The organism is Agarivorans sp. QJM3NY_33 (genome assembly GCF_050870865.2).
GTDB lineage: Bacteria > Pseudomonadota > Gammaproteobacteria > Enterobacterales > Celerinatantimonadaceae > Agarivorans.
Genome location: NZ_CP194039.2, coordinates 1,483,750 through 1,510,718 on the forward strand (window position 1 = coordinate 1,483,750; position 26,969 = coordinate 1,510,718).

The 26,969-nt window shown below is 47.9% G+C and carries 19 protein-coding genes; 13 read left to right on the forward strand and 6 right to left on the reverse strand.

The window, feature by feature from the left end:
- Window positions 1–8: 8 nt before the first annotated feature.
- From ACRRSY_RS06695 to ACRRSY_RS06730, 8 genes are all read left to right on the forward strand, one after another.
- Window positions 9–1,268 (forward strand): L-rhamnose isomerase, encoded by a 1,260-nt coding sequence (locus ACRRSY_RS06695; RefSeq protein WP_432453955.1) that lies wholly within the window; start codon window positions 9–11, stop codon window positions 1,266–1,268.
- 88 nt (window positions 1,269–1,356) lie between these two features.
- Window positions 1,357–2,385: an L-rhamnose/proton symporter RhaT gene (locus ACRRSY_RS06700; RefSeq protein ID WP_432453954.1), complete on the forward strand. Its 1,029-nt coding sequence runs from the start codon at window positions 1,357–1,359 to the stop codon at window positions 2,383–2,385.
- Window positions 2,386–2,396: 11 nt separating this feature from the next.
- Window positions 2,397–2,711 carry an L-rhamnose mutarotase gene (gene rhaM, locus ACRRSY_RS06705; RefSeq protein WP_432458959.1) on the forward strand — a complete coding sequence of 105 codons (315 nt, stop codon included), beginning with the start codon at window positions 2,397–2,399 and terminating at the stop codon, window positions 2,709–2,711.
- Window positions 2,708–3,505, forward strand: a complete 798-nt coding sequence (gene rhaD, locus ACRRSY_RS06710; protein ID WP_432453952.1) for a rhamnulose-1-phosphate aldolase — start codon at window positions 2,708–2,710, stop codon at window positions 3,503–3,505. The genes rhaM and rhaD overlap by 4 nt, the downstream gene beginning before the upstream one ends.
- Before the next feature lie 4 nt (window positions 3,506–3,509).
- Complete coding sequence (locus ACRRSY_RS06715) at window positions 3,510–4,655, forward strand: iron-containing alcohol dehydrogenase (RefSeq protein WP_439033350.1); 1,146 nt, start codon at window positions 3,510–3,512, stop codon at window positions 4,653–4,655.
- Between the two features lie 77 nt (window positions 4,656–4,732).
- Window positions 4,733–5,536: a helix-turn-helix domain-containing protein gene (locus ACRRSY_RS06720; RefSeq protein ID WP_432453950.1), complete on the forward strand. Its 804-nt coding sequence runs from the start codon at window positions 4,733–4,735 to the stop codon at window positions 5,534–5,536.
- 429 nt (window positions 5,537–5,965) lie between these two features.
- Window positions 5,966–6,952, forward strand: a complete 987-nt coding sequence (locus ACRRSY_RS06725) for a helix-turn-helix transcriptional regulator (protein WP_432464640.1) — start codon at window positions 5,966–5,968, stop codon at window positions 6,950–6,952.
- Window positions 6,953–7,401: 449 nt separating this feature from the next.
- Complete coding sequence (locus ACRRSY_RS06730) at window positions 7,402–14,031, forward strand: beta strand repeat-containing protein (RefSeq protein ID WP_432464641.1); 6,630 nt, start codon at window positions 7,402–7,404, stop codon at window positions 14,029–14,031.
- Here ACRRSY_RS06730 and ACRRSY_RS06735 read toward each other — a convergent pair.
- Complete coding sequence (locus ACRRSY_RS06735) at window positions 13,980–15,035, reverse strand: reverse transcriptase domain-containing protein (RefSeq protein WP_432464642.1); 1,056 nt, start codon at window positions 15,033–15,035, stop codon at window positions 13,980–13,982. The genes ACRRSY_RS06730 and ACRRSY_RS06735 overlap by 52 nt on opposite strands.
- A 61-nt stretch (window positions 15,036–15,096) precedes the next feature.
- Here ACRRSY_RS06735 and ACRRSY_RS06740 point away from each other — a divergent pair, with 61 nt between their 5' ends.
- The 5 genes from ACRRSY_RS06740 (at window position 15,097) to ACRRSY_RS06760 (ending at window position 22,840) form a co-directional block, all read left to right on the forward strand.
- Window positions 15,097–17,805, forward strand: coding sequence for a sulfotransferase (locus tag ACRRSY_RS06740; RefSeq protein ID WP_432464643.1), 2,709 nt, complete (start codon window positions 15,097–15,099; stop codon window positions 17,803–17,805).
- Complete coding sequence (locus ACRRSY_RS06745; RefSeq protein WP_432464644.1) at window positions 17,802–19,073, forward strand: TolC family protein; 1,272 nt, start codon at window positions 17,802–17,804, stop codon at window positions 19,071–19,073. The genes ACRRSY_RS06740 and ACRRSY_RS06745 overlap by 4 nt, the downstream gene beginning before the upstream one ends.
- Window positions 19,070–21,286 (forward strand): peptidase domain-containing ABC transporter, encoded by a 2,217-nt coding sequence (locus tag ACRRSY_RS06750; RefSeq protein ID WP_432464645.1) that lies wholly within the window; start codon window positions 19,070–19,072, stop codon window positions 21,284–21,286. Before ACRRSY_RS06745 ends, ACRRSY_RS06750 begins: the two co-directional genes overlap by 4 nt.
- Window positions 21,276–22,493, forward strand: a complete 1,218-nt coding sequence (locus ACRRSY_RS06755) for an HlyD family efflux transporter periplasmic adaptor subunit (protein ID WP_432464646.1) — start codon at window positions 21,276–21,278, stop codon at window positions 22,491–22,493. The genes ACRRSY_RS06750 and ACRRSY_RS06755 overlap by 11 nt, the downstream gene beginning before the upstream one ends.
- 65 nt (window positions 22,494–22,558) lie before the next feature.
- Complete coding sequence (locus tag ACRRSY_RS06760; RefSeq protein WP_432464647.1) at window positions 22,559–22,840, forward strand: helix-turn-helix domain-containing protein; 282 nt, start codon at window positions 22,559–22,561, stop codon at window positions 22,838–22,840.
- Window positions 22,841–22,883: 43 nt separating this feature from the next.
- On the opposite strand, the gene ACRRSY_RS06765 is transcribed toward ACRRSY_RS06760, so the two are convergent.
- The 5 genes from ACRRSY_RS06765 to phnM form a co-directional block, all read right to left on the reverse strand.
- Entirely contained in the window at window positions 22,884–23,693 is an 810-nt protein-coding gene (locus ACRRSY_RS06765; RefSeq protein ID WP_432464712.1) for a helix-turn-helix domain-containing protein, read from the reverse strand.
- A complete protein-coding gene (locus tag ACRRSY_RS06770; protein WP_432464648.1) occupies window positions 23,677–24,138 on the reverse strand; it encodes a carboxymuconolactone decarboxylase family protein in 462 nt (153 codons plus the stop codon). Before ACRRSY_RS06770 ends, ACRRSY_RS06765 begins: the two co-directional genes overlap by 17 nt.
- Window positions 24,139–24,468: 330 nt before the next feature.
- Window positions 24,469–25,224, reverse strand: a complete 756-nt coding sequence (gene phnP / locus ACRRSY_RS06775; RefSeq protein WP_432464649.1) for a phosphonate metabolism protein PhnP — start codon at window positions 25,222–25,224, stop codon at window positions 24,469–24,471.
- A complete protein-coding gene (phnN, locus tag ACRRSY_RS06780; protein WP_432453946.1) occupies window positions 25,221–25,832 on the reverse strand; it encodes a ribose 1,5-bisphosphokinase in 612 nt (203 codons plus the stop codon). Before phnN ends, phnP begins: the two co-directional genes overlap by 4 nt.
- Window positions 25,829–26,965, reverse strand: coding sequence for an alpha-D-ribose 1-methylphosphonate 5-triphosphate diphosphatase (gene phnM, locus ACRRSY_RS06785; RefSeq protein WP_432458962.1), 1,137 nt, complete (start codon window positions 26,963–26,965; stop codon window positions 25,829–25,831). The genes phnN and phnM overlap by 4 nt, the downstream gene beginning before the upstream one ends.
- Window positions 26,966–26,969 lie beyond the last annotated feature (4 nt).

The following is a 26,969-nucleotide window of genomic DNA, read 5'->3' on the forward strand; positions in this document are numbered from 1 at the left end:
GTACTGAAATGAGTAAAGAACAAGTTATTAGCGCTTATCACTATGCCAAAGAAGTATTTGAAAAACATGGGGTCGATACCGAGCATGCTTTGCAAGCTCTGAATGAAACTGCGATCTCGATCCACTGTTGGCAGGGGGATGATGTGCGCGGTTTTGAATCGCCTGATGTTGCGCTTAGTGGCGGGATACAGGCGACCGGAAACTATCCGGGTGCCGCAAAAACGCCCGCCGAGCTGCGCGCCGATATGGAGCAAGCATTTTCTCTCATTCCGGGTAAAAAGCGGGTGAACTTACATGCGATTTATTTAGATACCGACCAGAAGGTAGAACGAGATCAACTTAAACCTGAACATTTTGCGACTTGGGTTGAGTGGGCAAAACAGCAACATTTAGGCTTGGATTTTAATCCTACTCTGTTCTCTCATCCAAAGGCGGATGATGGCTTTACTTTGTCGCACCCAGATAAGGCGGTACGGGATTTTTGGATTGACCATGTGAAGGCTTGTCGAAAAATTTCTGAATACTTTGGCCGGGAGTTAGGCAGTCCTTCGGTGATGAATATTTGGATCCCCGATGGCATGAAAGATCAACCGATTGATCGTTTATCACCACGTCAGCGCTTGGCTGAATCTTTAGATTTAGCTTTGGTTGAAAAAATTGACGAGCAATATCATAAGGATGCGGTAGAAAGTAAGCTGTTTGGCATCGGTGCCGAAGCTTATACCGTGGGCAGTAATGAGTTCTATCTTGGGTATGCCGCCACCCGTAATATTGCACTTTGCCTTGATGCTGGCCATTTCCATCCCACTGAATGTATTAGTGATAAGATCAGTGCCTGCTCCATCTATATCCGCGATTTGTTACTGCATGTGACCCGCCCGATCCGTTGGGATTCGGATCACGTGGTGTCATTTGACGATGAAACTCAAGCCATTATGCGCGAAATCGTACGTAACAATTTAAATGACCGAGTTTCAATCGGCCTTGATTTCTTTGATGCTTCGATTAACCGCATTGCCGCCTGGGTCATTGGAACCCGTAACGCGCAAAAAGCCTTGCTCAAAGCGCTACTCGAGCCGGTCTCAAAATTAAAAGCGGCTGAGCAGAGTTACGATTACACCTCTCGCTTCGGTCTTATCGAAGAGGCGCATTCACTGCCTTGGCAAGCGGTATGGGATTACCACTGCTTACAGAGTGGTGTGCCAGTCGGCTTTGATTGGATCCACCAAGTAAAAGATTACGAAGCGACCGCTTTATTGGCGAGATAGCTTCACAGTAACGGCTTGCCGAAACTGTGATAATCACGGCGAGCCAACAAACTCTTACTCTACAAAATAATTTAAAAGGAATAAAAATATGTCTGTAGTAGCAGGTATTGGCTGGCACTTGGTTGGAGCGGCATCCGCGGCGGCCTTTTACGCGCCCTATAAAAAAGTGAAGGGCTGGTCGTGGGAATTGATGTGGTCGATTGGTGGGCTATTTTCTTGGGTATTAATGCCGTGGTTAGTGACGTCGATGTTGGTGCCTAACTTCAGCGAATTTTACTCGCAGATCCCGATGTCGACCTTCGTGATGATGATGTTTTGTGGCGCGATGTGGGGGATCGGTAACATCACCTATGGTTTAACTATGCGCTATCTTGGTCTCTCTATGGGGATTGGTATTGCGATTGGTTTGAACCTTGCGGTTGGAACGCTTCTCCCACCGATTATTCGCGGCGAACTGATGACTTTGGTCCATTCCGATGGGGGCAGCCTAACTTTTGTTGGTATTTTCATTGCGTTAATTGGTATTGCCATTGTCGCTTATGCCGGAAATGAGAAAGAGAAGGCGCTGGGCGAGAAAGCGGAAGAATTCAACCTCAAGAAAGGGGTGACCTTAGCGATTATTTGCGGCATTTTTTCTGCCGGATTTGCCTTCGGTTTAGAAGCGGCTGCACCGATTAAAGCTCAGTCAGCGGCTTTAGGGATTAATTACTTGTATGTGGCGATGCCCGCTTTCGGCTTCATCATGGGCGGTGGCGCGATCGTTAACTTCGGCTTTTGTTTGTATCACATCATTACCAATAAAGACATTTCAGTACGAGCCGACATGTCGCTAGGGAAAGGTTTGATGCTCCGTAACCTATTGTTTACCGCGATGGGCGGGATCATGTGGTACCTGCAGTTCTTTTTCTATGGGTGGGGCGAAGCTTCAGTGCCAGAGCACCTTAGCTACATCAATTGGATGTTACACATGTCGGGCTATGTTCTGTTTGGCGGTGTGATTGGTTTAGTGATGGCCGAATGGAAAGGCGTTGGTACTCGTCCAGTACGGATCTTAATCCTTGGTTTATTGGTCATTACTGCCGCAGCGAACGTGGTTGGTTTAGGTATGGCGGCTTAAGGAGTTAAATCATGAAAAGAAAAACATTTGTGATGTACGTTAACCCAGCTTGCCACGACGAATATCAAAAACGGCATGATGAAATTTGGCCAGAGATGAAAACGCTGCTCAGTTCTCATGGGGTACACAATTATTCTATCCATTTACTGGCCGAGCAAAATTTATTGTTTGCTTATGCCGAAGTGGAGAGTGATGCGCAGTGGGATGCGATTGCTGATACCGAGATATGTAAAAAATGGTGGGTTTATATGAAGGATGTAATGCCTTCAAATCCAAACAACTCACCGGTTTCAAAATCACTCAAAGAGGTTTTTTATCTACAATGATTTCATTAAATGATGCTGTTAAAACTGAGATTGCCAAGGTAACGGAAGTATCGCAATACCTTTGGCAGCGCGAGTGGGCAGAGCGCAATGGCGGTAATATTTCCGTTGATCTAAGTGAGTTGATGGATGACGTGGTGTGTGATGCACCGATTAAACCGTTACCGGTTCAACTCCCTTTAGCCAGCGCCAATCGTATTTATTATGTAAAGGGGACAGGCCAACGAATTCGAGAATTACGCGACGCGGCATACGCTGGCTGCATATTGCGGATTAATGCCGACGCTAATGCTTACCAAATTCTTTGGGGGGGGAAGGCGAGCGAAGATTTTGCGCCCACTTCTGAGTTTATTAGCCACATTAAAATTTTGCTGGCTCAGCGAAACGCCAAGGTGCCACATCGAGCCGTTGTACATACCCATCCTTTGGAGTTGATTGCTTTGTCTCATCATCCCAAAATTGCTCAAAGCAGTGAATTATTCACTCACACCTGTTGGAAAATGTTACCCGAAGTGCGCGCCTTTGTGCCACGGGGGATTGGTGTAGTGCCTTATTGCCTGCCATCGTCTGAGGAAATGGCCGATAAAACCTCCGATGTATTAATGACGCACGATGTCGCGATTTGGGAAAAACACGGCGCAACCGCCTCGGGCGGGGATGTATTACAGGCTTTTGATTCTATCGATGTCGCGAATAAGGGAGCCAAGCTGTATCTGATGTGTCTTGCCTCTGGTTATGAGCCGGATGGCGTTAGCCAAGAAAACATGGATATTTTAAAACGAGAATTTAATTTGTGAGGTCATGATGTCTGTATTTAAACTCGCGTTTCCTAAGATTAACTTTTCTGGCGTTGGTGCCATTGAAGCTCTAATTGAACGTTTATTGCTTGAGCACCAAGGCGACGCAGGCCTGTTAATTTGCGACCCGGCAATGGTCAAGCTCGGTTTTAGCAATAAGCTATTACTTAGTGAACTCAACTTGACGTTGTTCTCAGCGGTGCGGCCGAATCCCGACACCAATACGGTGAATAGCGCTTTTGATCTGTTCGTTAGCAGCGGTGCCAAATACTTAATTGGTTTTGGGGGCGGTAGTGCTATCGACACCGCCAAAGCGGTAAGAATTTTGTCGGCTAACCCTGGGCCTATTGCTAAATATAATGGGGTCGAACAAGTTGCTCAGTTAGGTGTGCCACTATATGCCATAAATACCACTGCAGGCACCGCCGCTGAAGTGACCAGTAATGCGGTGATTACCGACACCGAGACACATGTGAAGCATGTTCTTATCTCGGATAAAATCATTCCTGATGTTTCGGTGAATGATCCCTCGGTGATGTTAGGGATCCCTAGCGCCATTACTGCTGCAACGGGGATCGATGCCTTGACCCATGCCATTGAATCTTATGTGTCGCAGGGGGCGCATAAGCTAACCGACTACATTTCACTAGAAGCGATTAAAACCATTGCTGAATATCTGCCACAAGCAGTCGATGATGGCAGTCGTATAGAAGCCCGAGAAATGATGGCCTATGGGCAGTTTATTGCAGGTTTATCTTTTAATAGTGCGGGATTGGGGATGGTGCATGCTATGGCTCACCCTGCAGGTGCGCAGAAAGATCTCCCCCATGGTGTTTGTAACGCCATATTGTTGCCAATTGTTAGCGAATTCAACCGCCCGTATCGGGTTGAAAAATTCGCAAAAATAGCTCAAGCCTTAGGGTTGGATACTTCTGAACTCAGCCCCGAACAAGCCAGTTTTGCTGCAATTCAAGGGCTTAAAGACTTGAATCGCAGAGTTGGGATCCCGAGTGGATTTGCTGAACTGGGAGTGAGTGCGCAAGATACCCTCGCATGGGTTGACGATGCACTGGCAGATCCTTGTGCGGGCGGGAATCCACAGCCGATGACTCGGGAGCAAGTGGTGGACTTATATCAACAATCCTTATAGATAGTTGGGCTGAGAGCCTGCTCTCAGCTTTTTAATTGGGATTGTCTGATAATCATTCAAAATGACGGGGGAAGCGAATGTTACATCTAAAATCAGAAGAATTTGTTGGAACAAAATCTAGTATTAAGGTGTTGAATCGTGACCCTCAATTTGATTACCCAGAACACTGTCACGACTTTTCTGAGCTTATTTTAGTCAGTGCTGGTAGTGGTGTACATATTGTAAATGGCTTGCAGAAAGTGGTGTTGCCAAATACTTTGGCTTGCGTCAGCGACAATGATTACCATCAGTACGTGGATAATCGTGATGTCACCTTGGTCAATATTCTCTATAACAAACATCAGCTCAATCTAAGTCCTAAAGCAGTGAATGTGATTAAACATTTAGAGGATGGTGCGACCAATCTATTAATCACCGAAGACTCATTTGAGCCTATTTTGGCAATAGCGGATAATATGCGTATTGAGCAGCAACGCGAGTATAAACATTCTGAGGTGATGGTGTCGTTAATGTTTGAGCAGTTGTTGTTGACGATAGATCGTTTGAACATGACTCAGATTGATAATTCCCCCTTAATGAATGCCATTGTTTTTCTGATTAATAATTATAGAGAACAGGATCTTTCGGTGCAGCAGATCTGTGATTCTTTTCAGGTCAGTTCACGAGCCTTAAGCAATAAGATATCGCAGCTCACAGGCTCTTCGACCAATAAGTTTTTGAACCAATTACGAATTAGAAAAGCGATGACTTTAATCGAAACGGGTCTTTCAATTACCGATGTTGCTTATCGGGTGGGATATAACGATAGTAATTACTTCAGTACCAAGTTTAAATGCATTACTGGTCAAAGCCCGAGCGCCTATAAAAGCCATACACTTTAACCACTTAGAGAACGGACAATATTTTACTCCTCGCTGTTAAACATCATTTGCTTGCGATCCGTTTACAGTAACGTTTGGGTGTAATTTTAGCGATTACAAATAGCTGTGAGCATACACATGGACCATTTTCAAATCGTAACCGAGCAAGGCTAAAGTGACCGAAGCCACATATGGCCTCTTTGAAGTCAATTTGGGTCATTGTGCATTAAGAGCCTAAATTACTTCCAAAAATCGCTTAGCTTCTCATTTTGGCGATAGACGTCATCGCATTAAACTTTTGTTTGAATGGCTCATTGGGGATGGTTTACTTTCCCAAAAAGGAGTATATGATCACCAACACAGCAGAATGTTAAATCGATTTCTTGGTCAAAACACGATGGCAAACTCGCTCGGTGTGTAAATTAAATATTCCACAAAGGTTGAACTGTTATGCTGGAACGATTTTATTGTATCGGTCAAAAGTATGAGGATGTGTGCCAAATCCTCAATCTTACACCTCGTTCAACGCTCGTAAGCCTCGGTTATCCTGAGAGTCAGGATCCAAGTAATCTCGTCTTAACAGCCAAACAATTCTCTTTATTGTTTTCCTATTTGATGATGGATTATGGAAAAGATGACATTCATATCAAGTTAGCAGAAGCTTTCGCCAAAGGTACTTACGGCAAAGCTTTTCAGGTGTTTCAATCTAGTAAAAATATAGGAGAAGGTGTCTACCGGCTTAGTTTATTCAAACGTATGATTGAGCCTGTTAACTGGACTGTCTATAGTATGAAGGATCGTTTGACGTTAAAAATACTTTCAAACACACCTGATTATGTGATTAATGGCGTTTTTGAATCACTGAATTTTCTTTGGCTGATCGAGTGCTGCCGTAATCTCACTGGCCAATATATCGTTCCCAGTCGCGTCGTTCTCAGTACTAAAACGCTGCGACAATCTGAAGTTGAGCAAAAATTGGAATGCTCAATTGAAATCGGAGTCTGTGCACAGTTGGATCTTCCGCTCGATGTTGTTAGCGTACCATTACTTTCTGCGAACAAAAATATTATAGATATTGTAGATAAGACAATTGAACCTCATTCTTTTTTATATGGAAATGAGTTTCAGTCTTTAGTTCAAGACATTATTACTGATTTATTACCGTCAGGTAAGACGACATCCGCCCGAGTTGCCGGAAAATTGTCGATGAGTAAGCGCACTTTTGAGAGACGTTTAGCTGCTCAGGGTCATACATTCCGTGAGCTGTTAGTTGCACAACGAAAAATATTGGCCCAGCAGTATTTAGCAACAACTAATAAAAGCATTGAGGAAATCAGTATAATTCTTGGATTTAACGAAACCAATTCGTTTTATCGAGCTTTCAGACGGTGGCAGGGGTGTTCACCCAAAATTTATCGGGATACAGAAAAAGTCTGACAAATAGTCAGGGGCATTTATCGTTCTTTTTTATACAATAAAGATGTAATCCTTCCGCTCCCTCCTTTTATCACTCATTTTGAGTGCGCCCTATTCAATGTTCATTGTTTTTGTTATCAATTTGCTTCAGATGTTTAATTGTTTTCGTTATTAATCTATTTCAGATACTCATTGTTTTTGTTATCAATTTGCTTCGGATGTTTAATTGTTTTCGTTATTAATCTATTTCAGATGTTTAATTGTTTTCGTTATTAATCTATTTCAGATGTTTAATTGTTAATTGGCGAGAAAAGATAGTTTTTGGGGCGAGGCTTAATGATATAAATGGTGGCTTGCGTTTGTAGCATAGTGACTTGATAGCTATGGCTAATGATGCAATTTCGAGGAAAGCCTCCTTCCCGATAGGCAAGGGTCTTGTATGGACGGCAATTTAAAAGGAACAATATAGAATGGCTCAGCGACTATTACGCGTGATTTCAGTAGACCAGCAAATCAAAACGCTCCCCTTAGAACAATTTATGAGGCTGGATGTCGAACCTGGTGCAAGCTATCGCGTGATTGATGCCAATACCAATGAAGTTGATGACAGTATCATTCTGAAGAAACAAGGCAATGCCTTAGTTATTGAAGGCGATGAGCAAACGCTCAGTCAAATAGATAATTTTTATAGTGAAGACATTCACGCTTCATTTGAAGTTGCTAATCAAGCCGTTAGCGATGAAACTGCGCTGGTCAATGATAGCCAGCTCATCACCTCGTCAGATCAGCCCCAAGAGAGCAGTGATATCGTATGGCAAGCCGCAGAGGCTGAGCAAAGCTCTGCTTGGAGCAACGCGGCCTTCATTGGGCTAGGAGGGGCAGGACTCGTAGCCGTTGGGGTTGCCGCCAACTCATCCCACTCAGAAAGCAGCGTCACCAACACCGTAAATGGCAGCATTGTGGCTGGACCTGTGGTCAATAGTAATGACTTAAAGGTTATTGTTTATCAAGCGGACGGGACTACGGTACTCGGCGAAGGCAGCATAGATGCCAGCGGCCAATTTAGTATTGCTGTCGGTAGTTATAGCGGCGTAGTTATCGCCAAAGTGGAGAACACTGGCACGGAGGCGGATTATCTAGACGAGGCGACCAATACAGCGAAAGATCTCAATGCCGAACTGTTGAGTACGGGAGTCGTGACCACTCCGAATAGTACCCTAACCCTCAACATCAATGTGTTGACCACTGTCGCTTATAGTAAAGCGCTTGAAGCGGCAGCAGGGCAGCCGCTGGATACCGACACGGTTAATCACGCGAATACCGCAATCGCTCATGCATTTGGTTTGAGTGATTTACAAACCACTGAGGTGGTGACCACCAATGGTGAGACAACATTTAATGCAGAAGATGGACTGAATGAAGGTGAAACCTACGGAGCGGTATTAGCAGCATTATCGGGCGCAGACCAAAACAACGCAGGCAACAGCCAGACCACCATCGATCACATTGTGGCACATACCACCCTTAATGGCTCAACGGCGACATTAGACCAAACAGCACAAGAGGAAATCATCAAGGGGGGAGATACAGCCAATTTGAGCGTCATTGACGACATCACTAAACTCATCGACAGAATCGCTCCCAATGCTCACTTGAGCGCAGCCATTGACGATGTCGGCTCGGTAACTGGCGAATTAAGCAGTGGTGATACCACCGACGACAGCGCGCTCGCACTGAGTGGTAATTGTGAATCGGGCTCGACAGTCAATGTTTATAACGGCACAACCCTGCTGGGCGCAGCGACTGTAACGGGCATCAGCTGGCACTACACCGCCACCGTCGAAGATGGCACTCGCTACCAGTTTAATGTGAAAGAAACGGATGTCGCTGGGAATGAAAGTGCTGCGAGCGATAACTATATCGTAATTGGTGATACCACCGCACCAACCCTCACCAATACCAGCAGCGCACTGACTATTGATGAAAACAGTGGGGCCGCGCAAGTGGTTTACACCGCCACTTCGGAAGATAGCGCCAGCGCGGTGACTTACAGCTTGGCAGGCACTGATGCGGACTTGTTTAGCATTGATGACGAGTCCGGTGAGGTGAGCCTGACTGGCGAGCCAGACTATGAAGCGAAACCGAGCTACAGCTTTACCGTCGTGGCAAGTGATACTGCGGGGAATAGCACCGAACAAGCGGTGAGCCTGTCCATCAACAACCTTGACGAAGTTGCGCCGAAGTTTACCTCCGCTGAGGCGACGGCTGCGACCATTGATGAAAACAGTGGGGCCGCGCAAGTGGTTTACACGGCGACGGCCACGGATGGTGCGGATATTAGTGGTGGTGTAACTTACAGCCTGAAAGTTGGCGATGATGCGGCCTTGTTTAGCATTGATGACGAGTCCGGTGAGGTGATCCTAACTGGCAATCCAGACTATGAAGCGAAACCGAGCTACAGCTTTACCGTCGTGGCAAGTGATGCTGCGGGGAATAGCACCGAACAAGCGGTGAGCCTGGCCATCAACAACCTTGACGACACTAAGCCGAAGTTTACCTCTGGCGATGAGGCTGCGACCATTGATGAAAACAGTGGGGCCGCGCAAGTGGTTTACACGGCGACGGCCACGGACGATGGGGATATCAGTGATGGTGTGACTTACAGCTTGGCAGGCACTGATGCGGACTTGTTTAGCATTGATGACGAGTCCGGTGAGGTGAGCCTGACTGGCGATCCAGACTATGAAGCGAAACCGAGCTACAGCTTTACCGTCGTGGCAAGTGATGTTGCGGGGAATAGCACCGAACAAGCGGTGAGCCTGGCCATCAACAACCTTGACGACACTAAGCCGAAGTTTACCTCTGGCGATGAGGCTGCGACCATTGATGAAAACAGTGGGGCCGCGCAAGTGGTTTACACGGCGACGGCCACGGACGATGGGGATGTCAGTGATGGTGTGACTTACAGCTTGGCAGGCACTGATGCGGACTTGTTTAGCATTGATGACGAGTCCGGTGAGGTGAGCCTAACTGGCAATCCAGACTATGAAGCGAAACCAAATTACAGCTTTACCGTCGTGGCAAGTGATGTTGCGGGGAATAGCACCGAACAAGCGGTGAGCCTGGCCATCAACAACCTTGACGACACTAAGCCGAAGTTTACCTCTGGCGATGAGGCTGCGACCATTGATGAAAACAGTGGGGCCGCGCAAGTGGTTTACACGGCGACGGCCACGGACGATGGGGATGTCAGTGATGGTGTGACTTACAGCTTGGCAGGCACTGATGCGGACTTGTTTAGCATTGATGACGAGTCCGGTGAGGTGAGCCTGACTGACGATCCAAACTATGAAGCGAAACCAAATTACAGCTTTACCGTCGTGGCAAGTGATGTTGCGGGGAATAGCACCGAACAAGCGGTGAGCCTGGCCATCAACAACCTTGACGACACTAAGCCGAAGTTTACCTCTGGCGATGAGGCTGCGACCATTGATGAAAACAGTGGGGCCGCGCAAGTGGTTTACACGGCGACGGCCACGGACGATGGGGATGTCAGTGATGGTGTGACTTACAGCTTGGCAGGCACTGATGCGGACTTGTTTAGCATTGATGACGAGTCCGGTGAGGTGAGCCTAACTGGCAATCCAGACTATGAAGCGAAACCAAATTACAGCTTTACCGTCGTGGCAAGTGATGTTGCGGGGAATAGCACCGAACAAGCGGTGAGCCTGGCCATCAACAACCTTGACGACACTAAGCCGAAGTTTACCTCTGGCGATGAGGCTGCGACCATTGATGAAAACAGTGGGGCCGCGCAAGTGGTTTACACGGCGACGGCCACGGACGATGGGGATGTCAGTGATGGTGTGACTTACAGCTTGGCAGGCACTGATGCGGACTTGTTTAGCATTGATGACGAGTCCGGTGAGGTGAGCCTGACTGACGATCCAAACTATGAAGCGAAACCAAATTACAGCTTTACCGTCGTGGCAAGTGATGTTGCGGGGAATAGCACCGAACAAGCGGTGAGCCTGGCCATCAACAACCTTGACGACACTAAGCCGAAGTTTTCCACCGAAAAGGCGGAGGCTGCGACCATTGATGAAAACAGTGGGGCCGCGCAAGTGGTTTACACGGCGACGGCCACGGACGATGGGGATGTCAGTGATGGTGTGACTTACAGCTTGGCAGGCACTGATGCGGACTTGTTTAGCATTGATGACGAGTCCGGTGAGGTGAGCCTAACTGGCAATCCAGACTATGAAGCGAAACCAAATTACAGCTTTACCGTCGTGGCAAGTGATGTTGCGGGGAATAGCACCGAACAAGCGGTGAGCCTGGCCATCAACAACCTTGACGACACTAAGCCGAAGTTTACCTCTGGCGATGAGGCTGCGACCATTGATGAAAACAGTGGGGCCGCGCAAGTGGTTTACACGGCGACGGCCACGGACGATGGGGATGTCAGTGATGGTGTGACTTACAGCTTGGCAGGCACTGATGCGGACTTGTTTAGCATTGATGACGAGTCCGGTGAGGTGAGCCTGACTGACGATCCAGACTATGAAGCGAAACCGAGCTACAGCTTTACCGTCGTGGCAAGTGATGCTGCGGGGAATAGCACCGAACAAGCGGTGAGCCTGGCCATCAACAACCTTGACGACACTAAGCCGAAGTTTACCTCTGGCGATGAGGCTGCGACCATTGATGAAAACAGTGGGGCCGCGCAAGTGGTTTACACGGCGACGGCCACGGACGATGGGGATGTCAGTGATGGTGTGACTTACAGCTTGGCAGGCACTGATGCGGACTTGTTTAGCATTGATGACGAGTCCGGTGAGGTGAGCCTAACTGGCAATCCAGACTATGAAGCGAAACCAAATTACAGCTTTACCGTCGTGGCAAGTGATGTTGCGGGGAATAGCACCGAACAAGCGGTGAGCCTGGCCATCAACAACCTTGACGACACTAAGCCGAAGTTTACCTCTGGCGATGAGGCTGCGACCATTGATGAAAACAGTGGGGCCGCGCAAGTGGTTTACACGGCGACGGCCACGGACGATGGGGATGTCAGTGATGGTGTGACTTACAGCTTGGCAGGCACTGATGCGGACTTGTTTAGCATTGATGACGAGTCCGGTGAGGTGAGCCTAACTGGCAATCCAGACTATGAAGCGAAACCAAATTACAGCTTTACCGTCGTGGCAAGTGATGTTGCGGGGAATAGCACCGAACAAGCGGTGAGCCTGGCCATCAACAACCTTGACGACACTAAGCCGAAGTTTACCTCTGGCGATGAGGCTGCGACCATTGATGAAAACAGTGGGGCCGCGCAAGTGGTTTACACGGCGACGGCCACGGACGATGGGGATGTCAGTGATGGTGTGACTTACAGCTTGGCAGGCACTGATGCGGACTTGTTTAGCATTGATGACGAGTCCGGTGAGGTGAGCCTGACTGACGATCCAAACTATGAAGCGAAACCAAATTACAGCTTTACCGTCGTGGCAAGTGATGTTGCGGGGAATAGCACCGAACAAGCGGTGAGCCTGGCCATTCGTGATATTAGCGATGAAACCCCGCCCAAAATTCAAGGCCTGAGTATTAATAACAGCACGATGGCTATTGACGATGTCGTGACAGTTACCATCACAGTTGATAGTGATGAGGATGCCTACCAGAACTTGAGCGGAACTGTGGGTGGCTATGATTTGAGCAACTTGATTCGAGTCGATAGCACCACTTATACCGCCCAATTTACGGTGACCGAAGGGGGCGCGGACGTGCTGGCAGGGGATGATATTGATGTGAGCCTCAGCCTTGAAGATACCGCTGGCAATAAAAGTGCGACCTACAGCAAATCCATAGCCCAGGGCTCCGATGCGATTGATGCGCACAGCCCTGAGGTTCTAAACGTCACGATAGCTGATACAGCGATGAAGGTCGGTGATGTGGTCGTGACACTTACGGTTGCAAATGACAGTGGTGATACTTATAAGAATCTTTCGGGAACTGTGGGTGGCTATAAGTTGAGCGACTTGGCTAAAGTCGATAACACCACTTATACCGCCCAATTTACGGTGACCGAAGGGGACGCGGACGTGCTGGCAGGGGATGATATTGATGTGAGCCTCAGCCTTGAAGATACCGCTGGCAATAAAAGTGCGACCTACAGCAAATCCATAGCCCAGGGCGCCGATGCGATTGATGCGCACTCGCCTAGTAATACCTTTACTGACGCTAGCTACGATGTGGCTTCACATACTTTGACGCTAACGGGTAGCAATATGACAAGCTTACTCAGCGATGGTGAAACCAGCAGCACTAACATCAAGGGCAACCTCGATTGGAGCAAGTTGCATTGGGATATCGACAGTAACGATACGGACAAAATTGCAAGTTATGAGGCTGGGGTGGAGAGCGCCTTCGTCTCCGACGACCATACATTGAGTATTACTTTAAATGAAGAAGCGGCAGCGAAGCTGGAGGGTACAGCAGGTTTCGACCCGCTGGATAATGATGACAGCATAGAATTAGCCAGCGGTTTTAGTCGCGATAGTGCCGGCAATGCGGGTAGCGATGATGCGTTCGACGGGCCTAGCCATATGGACACGGCGGTGGTGGTTTTCGATTTGGTACACGGCGTTTCGTCCGACCATTCACAGCGTACCTTCGACGCCAATGTATCGTATACCATATACGTCTTGGTGGATTCGGACACGTTTGTGTTGAATGCAACCCCGATTGATGGCCAGACGGGCAGTTGGGGGCAGTGGACCGGCGGGGGCGCAATCGGTTCGGATGACAATGTAGTAATCGTGGGAGATGAGGGAAGTATAGGCATATTGGCCGATATTCCCGACAATCGAGATACCGCCAATACGAGTTTGGTGTACATTGGCAACGCTACCGAACATGTGAAGATTAAAGCAGCAGGGACTTTCTATTGGAGGCATGATACTGGTCCAATGAATTTATACGTTAAAACCAGGGTCCTAATTTGGGATGGCGTTGCGGCCGATATGCAGGGTCCGGCAGGCGCCGATCACTATCTGCAAGGCATGCCAAACGGCGTCCTAACTTCGCAGGGTTTGTCATAAGCATTTTTTAGCAGGGTCGCGGTTATCGCGGGTAAACCGGCGATAAGCCAGCGTCGCCACCGCTGGTCATACTCCACCACTCGTTGCCAAACATGAGTTGTGTTTGATGTTCGGCAACGGGCTTGCTCATAAAGCCGGTGGCGTTTGATTTTATAACGTTCGACTGCCCGTGGCGCAACCCGCACCAGACCGCGCTGGTCAAACCGATAACCGAGCCAGTCAAAGCCATTTTTAATCCGGCCAATATAGGTTTTGTCTGGATGTTGTTGCAGGCCCGCGGTTTCAAACCAGCGGTTCATGGTCGCAATGGCCCGACGAAGCTGCCAGCGTGTTTGGCATAGGAGGATGAGATCATCCATAAAGCGCAAATATCTGATGCCTTTGCGGCGAGCGAGTTCGCGGTCGAGTTCGAACAGATGAAAGCCTGCCAATAAGGGGCTGAGTGCACAACCACGTGGAATACCCGAGCTTGGGGTGTGAAAGTTGCCCCCTTGTTCGACGCAGTAGTCAAGAAACTGGGCCAGCAGTTGGCGTACGATAGGGCTGCTAATGTAGCGCGTTAATAATTGGTATAGTTGGTTTTTATTGATATTCGCATAGTAACCGCGAATATCGGTTTTACCTACAAAGGTATAAGCACCACCACGGCTCCAGCGATGGGTTTGACGTAATGCAAATTTGTGCCCGCCATGCCCTTTAACATGGGTGCAGCTTGGGTGCACGGGCAGAATGCTCTGCAGGTGTAAGGTCAGTAGTTTGAGCACAAATGCGTCGGCGGCTGACCACAGGGCGAGTGGTTCGCCATTGGCTCGAGTGACGATTTGCATTGGAGAGAACCGGTATTGGCCCTCGTCGAGCCAAGCCAGTATCTCGGGTAATAATCGTTGGCGGTGAAAGCGCAGATGCCAAATATCGGCATTCGCGGGAAAGTTCTTACGGCTTTCGCACAGCCAGTGCCAAGCCGTTGCCACGCTGGCTGGCGCGGTAAGCGGGTTGACTGGCATGACGTTTTTCCTCATACGGGGTCCAGATAGCCGTTTTTATCATTATAGGATTTAATCGATTTTGTCGTATATCACAATTTGTCATCAATTGGTTGACCAGCAACAGTTTGCGGTACTTAAAAGTAATGTATCACGTTATTTAGAAGAAACCGCCGATGTGCAAGCCCTGCCGTTGCTCGCATTGGCTCATGCGCATTTGGGTGAACGGATGGAAGCCGAGGGCGTTTGCGCCGAGCTTGCAAACTGTATGGACGAACTAGCTGCCGATGCCCGGGTTGACCTTGCCGCAGTATATTGTTTGTTTTACCGTATCGACCAGGCAGTCGCTCTGCTGGAAGTGGTATTGCGACAGGTACCCGAACATTCGCTGGGTTTGGCTCGTTTAGCTTGGTGTCGGATGCAGATAGGGGCGCTTGAACTCGCCCGTGGTTTGTATCAGCATGCCGCTAGGCTTGCCCCACATCGCTTGCCTGTATGGAGTGCACTGGCGCGCTTATGTTTGCAAGCAGGGGATATAACAGATGCGCAACAGGCATTGGATGAAGCGATTGCACAACTTAATCTGGTCCATCGCGAACTGCCTGAAGCGGCAATTGAGCTGTTTAGCGCTCAGTTTCGTGCTTTGCAATTGGAGATTTGGATCGCCGCGGATGATTTGGCGCAGGCTGAACAGTGGCTGGCGCAGCGCCGCGAATCGTTAACCGAAGATAAGTGGATAGCGCTGGTAACGGGTTATGCCATGCAGCTGGCCAGTGATGCCCGCCATGCGGAGGCAGAAGAAGCACTACGTAGCGCACTTAAATATTACGCTGAAAACCTATCTCTTATTTCAAATTTGGCTGAACTGGCACAAATGCAGGGCCGTACCATGCAGTTGGTACACTTACTGCAGCGGGCGATTCGTTTCGCTAAATTGCAAGACAAGCCAGAAGTTGCCTATTGGGTACGCTTGTCTGGTGCTTGGCTACATCAGCAGGAAGCGCAGGCGCGCCGTGCAGCCGACAAGGCCGTGGCGTTGGCCGAAGCCTTGGAAGAGAACGAGAACACGCCGCAGGCGATGATTTGCAGATTGCGTTTGCAGGCCAAAAATGCATTGGCACAGGTAGAAAGTCAACAGCAGCATTTTAAACAAGCGGAAACCCTGTTTCAGCAACTGTTGGATGAAAACCCTTATTTTTTGCCAGCCTTGCAGGGACTAGGACAGCAGCAGATGCTGCTCGGCAACATCGACCAGGCGGTGGCGCTGTTTGAACGAATCAAAGAAATTGATCCGGCTAAGGGCTATTCGTCATTGATTAATGCACGTAAATTTCCCGAAGATGAGGCGATACTGGTGCGCATGGAAAAAGCCGCTCGTCAGCCCAGCATGGAGGGCAAGGTACGTGCGGGGTTATTATTGCAACTGGCTTCCGCTTGGGAAAAGCGCAAGGATTATAATAAAGCCTTTGCCCTTGCAGTAGAAGCCAATGCGGCGAGCAAAAAACTGCTGCACTACGATGCTAAAGCTCATCGCCAGCAGTGCGCGCGCATCCGTTATGCCTTTGGCAAAGAACTCTACCAACACCGCAAAAATTGTGGGGTGGATTCAAACTTGCCGGTGTTTGTGCTCGGTATGCCACGTTCGGGCACCACTTTGGTCGAACAGATTATTGCTGGGCATAGCAAAATTTTTGGCGCTGGTGAGTTAGGCGTGATTAGTCACCGAATTCAGGGGATGAATCGTTGGGAGCGCCATGTTGGCAGTGGTCGTCATTATCCCGATTGTGTTGATGATCTTTCACCTTATGTAATCGAGGGGATTGCCAAGGGCATACTCGATGAATTGAAGGCATTAGCCACAGAAGATAAACCCGAGGCAAGACATGTGGTAGACAAACTACCACATAATTTCGAGAATATTGGCCTGATTAAATTTTTATTCCCCAATGCTCGCATCATCTCGGTACGGCGCGATCCGCGTGATATTGCACTCTCCAACTACTTTACCGACTATCAGGCCAAGCATGGCGGTATGGGCTTTGCTTACGATCTGCAATGGATTGGCGAGCAGCTCGCCGATCATAATCTGTTAATGCACCACTGGCAGCAAGTATTTCCCGGTCAAATACTCGAAATCAACTATGAAGATGTGGTGGAGGATACTGAGGCGATGGCGCGCAAGATGTTGGATTACATCGGCGTGGATTGGGAGCCGCAAGTGTTAAACTTTAATCAACTGGACCGGCCAGTGAAAACCGCCTCAGTCTGGCAGGTTCGCCAACCCATCTACAAAACGAGTCAAGCGAAGTGGAGGCGTTATGTCGACCATTTAGCTCCGTTGATTGCAGGCACCAATAAAAAGATTGAATGGGATGTGATTAAGATGCTATCGCTGCCAGAATCAGGCCTGCTGACTCAGGGCGTTGAACTGTATAAACAGGATAAATGGGCTGAAGCGGAGTACCAATTAAAAAAACTGCTGCACCACCTACCAGACCATGCTGCTGCTAACTTCATGCTTGGGCTTATCTATGCGCGGGTTGGGCAAGTGACGGAAGCGATCATACTGATGGAAAAGGGATTGGATAAATGTCCTTGGAAAGCTGATTGGCGCAAGGATCTGATACAAGCCTACGAGATGGTTGGGGCAAGCGATAAGGCCGAGGCATTGCGCCAAAAAATACAGTTTAAAGCAAGGGAGATTGAGATGAACGAGAGTGAAGCCGAGACTGATTGGCCGATATCCTTCGATGAAAGTAAATCGCTTGAGCTTGAAGGAACAATAAAATGAATAGACGCGCCTGCATTATGCTTTGGCTGCTACTGAGTCTAGCTCCCACTGAGCAGGTTTATGCTGATCCAGCCAGTGGTTTGGTTGCAGCATTACACGCTACGTTGCAACATCACCCCGCTTTACGAGGTAAACGTGCCGAAATAGCTGCCAAGGGTTTTGCCGGTGATAGCGCACGCGCGCAACGCTATCCCACTTTAAGTGGCCAAGCTAGCGCGATCAACCGCGGGAATAACAATCGCTCGGCTGGCAATTATCCGATGAGTGTACGTGCGCGCCAGCCTGTTTGGGCATTTGGTCGGATCGATAGTGGCATTGCTTATGCGGATGCAGACCAATTGGCTGAAGAAGCCGATTTGTTGCGGGTTAAACGTCAATTAATGGAGCAAACTGCGGTTGCTTATGCCCAGGTGATTGGTACTATTTTGCGGGTTCAGGTTGCTCAAGAAAATATTGCTGCGTTAAATACTCTGTATCTGCAAATTGCTCGTCGTCATCAAGGTCAGTTAGCCTCTCAAGCCGATATTAGTTTAGCATTGGCCCGCTTAAATCAGGCGCGCGCTAAAAAGCAACGCTATGAAGGTGAGCGGTCTGTTGCTGAATCTGAATTATTGGCCTTGACCCAAGTACCGATTGGGATCACGCTCAATCTACCAGAGAGACTGACTCAACTTGGTCGTACTGAGCAACTCAAACTGATGGCTCAGCAACAAAGTGCCGATGTACGCTTGAAAATGCAACGTATCGAAGTGGCTCGAGCCAATATCGACCGAGAAAAAACCGCTGCCATGCCAACCGTGTATTTACAAGCCGAACGTTATTTTGATGATCCTAGCTATGGTTCTGATATTCAGTTGGCGGTGGTGATAGAAGCATCTTTAGATGGATTGGGGTTTACCTCTAGAGGCCGCAGTAATGCAGCAGTATCACTGATGCAGGCCAGCAAGCAAGATCTAAATTCAACCCGTAATGAGATCGCGCGTCAAGTCACCAGTTTAGGTGCAAACCGTGCCACTCAAGAAAATTTGATTGCCTCTCAGCAGGTCGTTGTTGAAGAGTTAGCTACTATTTTAGTTTCCTATCAGCGCCAGTATGAAGCGGGTTACAAGGCTTGGTTGGATGTTTTAAATATGCAACGAGAATTAAATGAACAGCAATTGCAACAGGTGCAGGCCAAAAATGACTGGTTGATTGTTAGCTTAAAATTGGCGGTTCTGACGGGCTCACTTGATCAATTAGTCGATATACAAGAAACGGAATCACAATGATTGAAACGTCTAAAACAGAGGCTGCACAAGAATTGAATAGCAGTCACAATAAACTGAATTCGCCCCCATTGCCCGCCGTTCTTTTACAACAATTGTTGCAACAGTTAGGTGTAGAGCTCCAATGGCAAGCAGTAAATGCAGCGTGTACGCAAGCACAACTTAAACTACCAGATGTGCAAGCGATTGATCATCTCCGTTATATTTTTACCCAGCTGCAATTAAAAGGCGTACAGCCAGTTCAATTATCTTGGCGTCGATTTGATTTGCGCCGTTTACCCGCATTGGTGCTGCATGAGAATATCTGGTATAGCGCGCAGCGCGCAGACTCTGAAACGATTACTTTAAGCGATGCAGACGGTACGACCCACAGCATCGCCGAATCTGAACTACAAAATGCGCAGGTTATTTGGTTGCGCCCACCGAAGAAACTCGCTGCATCATCGCACTCTTCGATAGAGGGCAATCGTGCGATGCGAATGGTGATACGCGAGTTGTTTCGAGAACCGGGTTGGATCGTCAAAGTTGTGATTGCCACGGTTATCATTAACATGATGGCAGTTACCACGTCACTATTTGCCATGCAAGTCTATGATCGGGTGGTGCCAACCATGGCTTATGCAACATTAACCACTCTGGTTGCTGGCATGGGTTTGATCGTCACACTGGACTGGTTATTAAAAACCTTACGAGCACGAATTGTTGATAGTGTCTCGGTGAGTGTTGATAAACGCTTATCACAACAAGTATTTGACCACTTGCTGCATCTGCGTTTGGATAATCAACCACGCAGTTTGGGCACGTTAGCGGCACAGGTGGGCGGATTAGATGCAGTGCGTCAGTTTTTTTCATCCAGTGTGGTATTTGGTCTCATTGATTTGCCGTTTGCCTTGATGTTTATTGTTTTTATCGGAGTGATTGGCGGTAAGGTGGGATGGGTGTATGCAATGTTGCTGCCGGTTGCTTTAATGCTTGGACTGTTCACCCAGATGCGCTTACGTGATTTACTACGTAAACAGTTGATGCGCAGCAACGAACGCCAAGGGGTATTGGTTGATTCGATCCGTGGGGCGGAGTCAATCCGGGCAAACAATGCTGGCTGGCGTTTTTCGGCAGATTGGCAGGCGATTACCGCCTCTATTGATGGTTATAATATTCGTCAAAAGGCAATTACTAACTTCTCTACGGTGACCACCAGTAGCCTTTCTACCCTCGCTTATGTTTCGGCGGTGGTGGTTGGGGTTTGGCAGGTTGAAGCCGGACTATTAACCATGGGGGGGATGATTGCTTGTAGCATTTTGGGGGGACGGGTCATTGCCCCTGTTGCCCAAGGTGTGCAATACCTGACCCAGTGGCAATCGGTATCGCAGTCTTTGCAGATGGTTAATCAAGTATTAAACCTTGAGTTGGAACGTCGCGACGAGCAACAACTTTTGTTACCGGAACAGCCTCCAGAAAGCATTGCGCTGGAAAAAGTGCGTTTTGCCTATCCAGAGTCACCGATACAGCAGCTCACTATTCCCTCACTTAGCTTTAAATCAGGTGAGCGTGTATTACTGGTTGGCTCGGTTGGCTGCGGTAAATCAACACTACTGAAAGTGTTGGCTGGTTTGTATCGGCCAAACGAAGGAAGGGTGCGCTTGGGAGATGCCGATTTATGGGAAGTCGATCCACAAGTGGTGGCTAGTCAGTTGGGCTATTTGCCGCAAGCTGTACATCTATTTAAAGGCAGTTTGCGAAGTAATCTGTCGCTCTCTGGCACTGCTGGGGATTCTCATTTACTTAAAATCACTCGAGATCTTGGTGTGGATGCTATTGCCGCTTCTAACCCCTTGGGAATGGATCTTCCGATCAGTGAAGGTGGCGAAGGGTTATCTGGTGGGCAGCGCCAATTAGTGGCGTTGGCACGGCTCATCATTACTCAGCCTCGGATCTGGTTATTAGATGAGCCCACTGCGTCGCTGGATGCAGAGAGTGAAGCGAAGGTTTGGTCGGTGGTTGAAAAAAATGTGGCACCGGAAGACATTTTGATCGTGGTAACCCACCGTCCGATGCAGGCGATGAAGCTGGCAACCCGAGTGATTGCAATGCGAGAAGGTGAAGTGATTATGGACGGAAAACCAGACCGTGTATTACCACAACTTATAGGCAGAGTTTCACAAACTAACACTGCCAAAGTACGACGTAAATTTGGAGATTCACTGGATGTGGTTTGAACGTTTTGCTAATGAAGATGACGCAGCGATGCAGGCTAAGGTAGAACGCTTAGAGAATTTTCATCGGCGTAGTCATGGTTTGCTACTCACCATACTGTTGGCTGGGTTTGTTGCTTTTATCTATTGGGCAATGGAATTTCGTATTGATGAAGTGACGCGTGCCACCGGAGAGGTTATTGCCAGCAGTCGAGTTCAGAGTATTCAGGCGGTGGATGCAGGTGTTCTGTCGCAACTGGCGGTAAAGGAAGGTGACCAAGTCAAAGCAGGACAAGTTCTGGCTCGCTTGGATCAAACCCGTATTGATGCGGCTGTGGGAGAAGTGGATGCTCGCCTATTTGCCTTGAAAGCCAAGGCGATCCGTTTGCGAGCAGAGGTGATTGATGCGAACAAATTGGTTTTTCCTGAAGCATTTAACGGTGAGTTTCGACAACAAGCCGATCTAGAACGAGCGCTGTTTCAGCAACGTCGTCATGGCTTAAATGAAGAATTACGAACTTTACGAGTTGCGGTTGAACTGGCCAGAAAAGAGCTGGCTTTGGTTGAAGAACTGGTGAAATCGGGTGATGTGAGTGGTTCGGAACTGCTACGCTCTGAGCGTTCGGTGAATGATGCCGATGCCAAATTAGTTAATCGTAAAAACAAATTTTTGGAAGATGCGAATAATGAGTTAGCGAAAGTGGAGGATCAGATTTCACAGAATGAGCAGGTGATGAACCGTCGTCAACGGGAGCAGGAAGATACCGTATTTATTGCCCAGATGGCAGGGATTGTTAAAAATATCCAAGTTACAACTGTTGGCGGCGTGTTACGTGCGGGTGAACAAATCATGGAAATTGTGCCAGTTGATGACACGCTGTTTATTGAGGCCAAGGTTCGTCCGGCTGATATTGCTCAGGTACATACTGATTTAGATGCCACGATCCGCTTTGATCCCTTTGATTACACTATCTTTGGCGGGGTAGCGGGGAAAGTTACCTACGTTAGTGCGGATACATTGAAAGAGAATACTCCTCGCGGTGAAGAAATTTATTATCGCGTCCATGTCTCTCCAATCGACTATCCTGTCACAACTAGTACCGGTAAAATACTGGAGATTTTACCGGGTATGACGGCGCAAGTGGACATCCGCACCGGTGAGCGTAGTGTGATGGATTACTTGTTAAAACCGCTTAAAAAAACGCTGTTTGAGTCGTTTGGAGAACGCTAAAAACGTATTTGGTATAAATAGCAACAGATGAGTGGCCTAGTTTAATTTCAAGGATATTTTATTTTGTGACCGTATTGTTCATGAATAGTACGGTTCAAAGTGTAGCTTGGGGTTTTCAGGTCAGTTCACGAGCCTTAAGCAATAAGATATCGCAGCTCACAGGCTCTTCGACCAATAAGTTTTTGAACCAATTACGAATTAGAAAAGCGATGACTTTAATCGAAACGGGTCTTTCAATTACCGATGTTGCTTATCGGGTGGGATATAACGATAGTAATTACTTCAGTACCAAGTTTAAATGCATTACTGGTCAAAGCCCTAGCGCCTATAAAAGCCATACACTTTAACCACTTAGAGAACTGACAACATTTCACTTCTCGCCGTTAAACATCATTTGCTCGCGATCCGTTTACAGTAACGTTTGGGCGTAATTTTAGCGATTTGTGCAAATTCTCTGGTCATATGAGATTGATCTGAAAATCCATAATCCAATGCCAATGTGACTAAGTTGCTATTAGGTTTGTGTTTGAGATGTTCGATGGTTTTCTTGACCCGCAATATTCTTTGGCATTGTTTGGGGCTTATACCTACCCATTTTTGAAATTGACGCTCGATTTGACGCTGACTCAGTAGCATACCACTCTTCGAGAGCTGGTTATTGTTGGCGTTCTGAATCACCTGCAAACAGCGCAATACTGAGGCTGGAATGCATTGGCAAATATCAACGGTGTTATTCAACCATTTATAGAGTGCTGTAATTCGAGCTTGGTGGTGAGGCGTATACTGCAGGCGGCTTGCCATTAGCTGCAGCCAGCGTTGCTGTTTATTATCTTGCTGTGCTACCGATTGCTCGAATTGAGTGCGTAATATATCGACACTAATACCAGGCTGAAAACGAACACCCGCGACTTGGGTCCCTGAAGAGAGCATTATGGTGTGTGCTTGTTTGCTTATCGGTAGCAGCAGCGCCTTTGCCGAATATGGAATGCCATCAAATTCAACACTTCCAGCTAAAATAAACATGATGCCGCTACAAGCATCAGCTTGTAGCCACTTTGTCATATTTTTCTCTGGAGTGGCCGGAACCGAGGCTGACCATATCCCTTGAACATAGTGCGCTAAGCTCCCTTCTGGTTGAAATAACCTGAAATCAAAGGGAGACTCAGCAGATCGGAGCGCTTGATTAGTTTGGTTGATAATTCCCTACCTCGGGTTTAAAGGTTTTGGAGATCCGATTCCAACTATTAATCGCATTCACCGCGATTGTCAAATCAACCAAACTTTGTTCGCCAAACATTGCTAGAGCCTGTTTATAGGCGGCTTCTGTGACGGGTCGATTTGATGTGATCAATTCCGCCCATTGTAATGCCGCACGTTCAAGTTCGGAATATAAGGGCGTATCCATCCAGGCACTCAAGCCATATATCCGCTCTGGGCGTTCTCCCAATTTAACGGCGTCTTTGCTATGCATATCAATACAGAAGGCACATTGGTTGATTTGTGAAACCCTTAGTTTCAGCAATTCCCAAGTGGTGATATTCACCGAATGGGAGTTACTAAATTGCTGGCGAAGATAGTTTTCTTGTTCGAGCAATATCTGCATTGCCTGAGGTGAGCTTGAAAAATAGTTTAATCGCTTAGTCATCGTTTTTTCTCCATGTTGAGTGTTGAAAATAACCGATAGCTTTCAATGTTTATTGAATATTTGCGACATGTTGCTATTGATCTGCAGATCTCTGGATCTGCAAGCAGGCTGATGTGGCATTGGTAGGGGAGTGGCAAGCGTGAGCATTTGGTCTGCTTCGCAGTATGCGTGAAACAGCAGATGCTTCGTAAACACTTGGTCGAACATATACGCTTAACGATTTGCCTCAAGCATTTCTATCACAGTTATTAGCGCTTTCAGCAATATGGGAGAAGGCGCTGAAGCGATCACTTGGAGCAAGATGCCCCTCGAGGTTAATCGATAAGCCGCTTACTCCAGTGTTAGCTGCATATCGTCGTGACCCACTTGTACATTGCTGGGCAACTCGCCGTTGTATTGGTGTAGAAAACTGTCTAATTCGTGTCCGATATGACTAAGCACCCACTGAGTTTCGGGCATGGCGTGGGCGAACTCAAATACATCGTAGAGATTATTGTGGTTGGGGGAGTGTTGCAGTGGTGAATAGCTACAATCGATCACGACATAATCGGGCTGATGTCGCAGCAGTTGTTGCCAGCTTGGATCGGGGATCCCTGCGGTATCGGTTAGATAGGCAATCTGTCCTTGAGCACTGCTAAACAAATAGCCCAGGGTTGGTTTTGAATGGTTAAGGGTGAGCGGCATAATCTCGATGTCAGCCAACTGAAATCGAGAATAAGCTTTATTCGCTTGCTGAAAATCGAGGATGCCTGGGTGTTTGAATAAATCATCGCAACCATTGGGGTCGTTCGGTTGATAAATTGGGATGGGGTCGGCAATTCCCCAGCGTAAATCAAACAGCGCTTGCACATGATCCATATGATAGTGGGTCAGGAGAATGGCATCGATAGAGTTAGCGGGAAAACGGCTTTGTAGTTGTGGATGATTGGCATCGATGAGTAAACACTTACCATTGACTTCTAATACCGCTGAACTGAGTTGACGGCTTAAGCTGGGATTTTTTTGAGCGCGCTTACAGGCGATACAATCACAGCCGTAAAGTGGAGCCGCTTGGACGTTGCCAGTGCCTAATAAGGTGAGTTTCATGTGATATATAACTCGCTAGTTTGGGTATCGATATACTTGAGTAATTTCTTCACGGTGACGGCTAAACTGCGGTTGTTATCTAGTCGCCAGAATTCTTGTTGTAGATTGGTTTGATATTGCTGGTTACGCCGCAGCCGAGCAGTAATTGAATGTTCTTGTTCTCGGCCCCGTTTGCGTAAACGTTCGGCTAATACATCTTGTTCTACCTCTAGGACAATCACTCTTAAACGTTCTCCGAATAAGTCTCTGGCGAGGTCTATTTGTTGACGTGAGCCATTGAATAATACCGAAAACCCCATACTGAGCCAGGTGTTTACTTCGTTTCCCACGGCGTAATGGCAGCCATTGGCTTGCCAGTCCATGGCAAATAAGCCGCTACGTTTGCGGTGGGTATATTCCGGTAAACTTAAGGCGATGTGGTTTTCACCGCCGCTATCTGCTGCTCGGGTGATGTAGCGGTGAGCAATCAGTAAGTTACTATCGGCTTTTAATTGCTCCCGCAAACCATCTATGATGCTGTCTTTACCTGAACCAGAGGGGCCAACTAAATAAAACAACTTGGCTTCGCCGACGATGACTTCATTACTTAATGAGCTATTAGATATCAAAATACTCGCTCTCCTTCACGCCATACTTGTAGGACGCGTAAGCGGTCTTGGCTGGGCTTGGCTAAGACCAGATCTGCACGTTTATTTTCATGAATACTGCCTCGGTCATCCATACCGAGGGTTTGTGCAGGCTTAAGGCTCACCATTTGAATGGCTTCACATAGGTTATAGTGGTTGTTGTCCATCTTCGCAACCTGATAGGCTGCATCCAACATACTGGCAGGGTAGTAGTCCGAGGATAGGATATTTAATACGCCTTCACTGGCTAATTCGGCCGCCGCCACATTACCGGAGTGTGAACCGCCTCGCACGATATTCGGCGCGCCCATCATCACTTGTAAACCCGCTTGACGTGAGGCCTGCGCTGCGGCAACGGTGGTTGGAAATTCGGCGATTGCACAGCCTAAGGCGGCTGATTCCAGCACATGCTCTACGGTGGCATCGTCATGGCTGGCTAAAGTAATACCGCGCTCGCGTGCTGCGGCTGCGATGTGTTTGCGGTTGGCATCGGACCAGCGCAATGAGGCTTCGGTTTGCTCTGCTTCAAAGCGCGCCATGGCTGGTTCGTTTAAGCCATATTTCCCCATGTAATAGGTACGATATTTTTCGCTATCGATAAATTGGCGTTGTCCGGGCGTATGATCCATCAACGAGACCATGGCGACCGGCCCTTGCTCAACCAAGGTTTCGAAAATGTTGGCGGTATCGGCATTGGGGAGTTCACAGCGCAAATGCAGAAAATGTTCGGCTCGATTTTCACCGCGTTGTTGAGAATCGACAATGGTATGCAGCATGCGCTCTAGATTCGCTAAGCGGGTGCCGTGGTCGTTAATATAGCCCAATGCAATCGCGTCTAGTACTGTGGTTATACCACTGGAAACCATCAGGGCATCGTGACTTGCCATGGCTGAACCTGCAGGCCAATTCACCTTCGGTCGCGGCGTAAAAAATTTTTCCAGATTGTCGGTATGTAATTCGATTAAACCCGGCAAAAGATAGGCGCCGTCGCCGTCAATCGCACTGCAGTGTTGGCTTCGCGTGTCACTGAGTGCGATGATCCGGCCATCTTTTACTTCTAGCGAGCCCTTCACGACTTCATGTTCCAAAATCATATTTACGTTGGTAATGATCATTTTA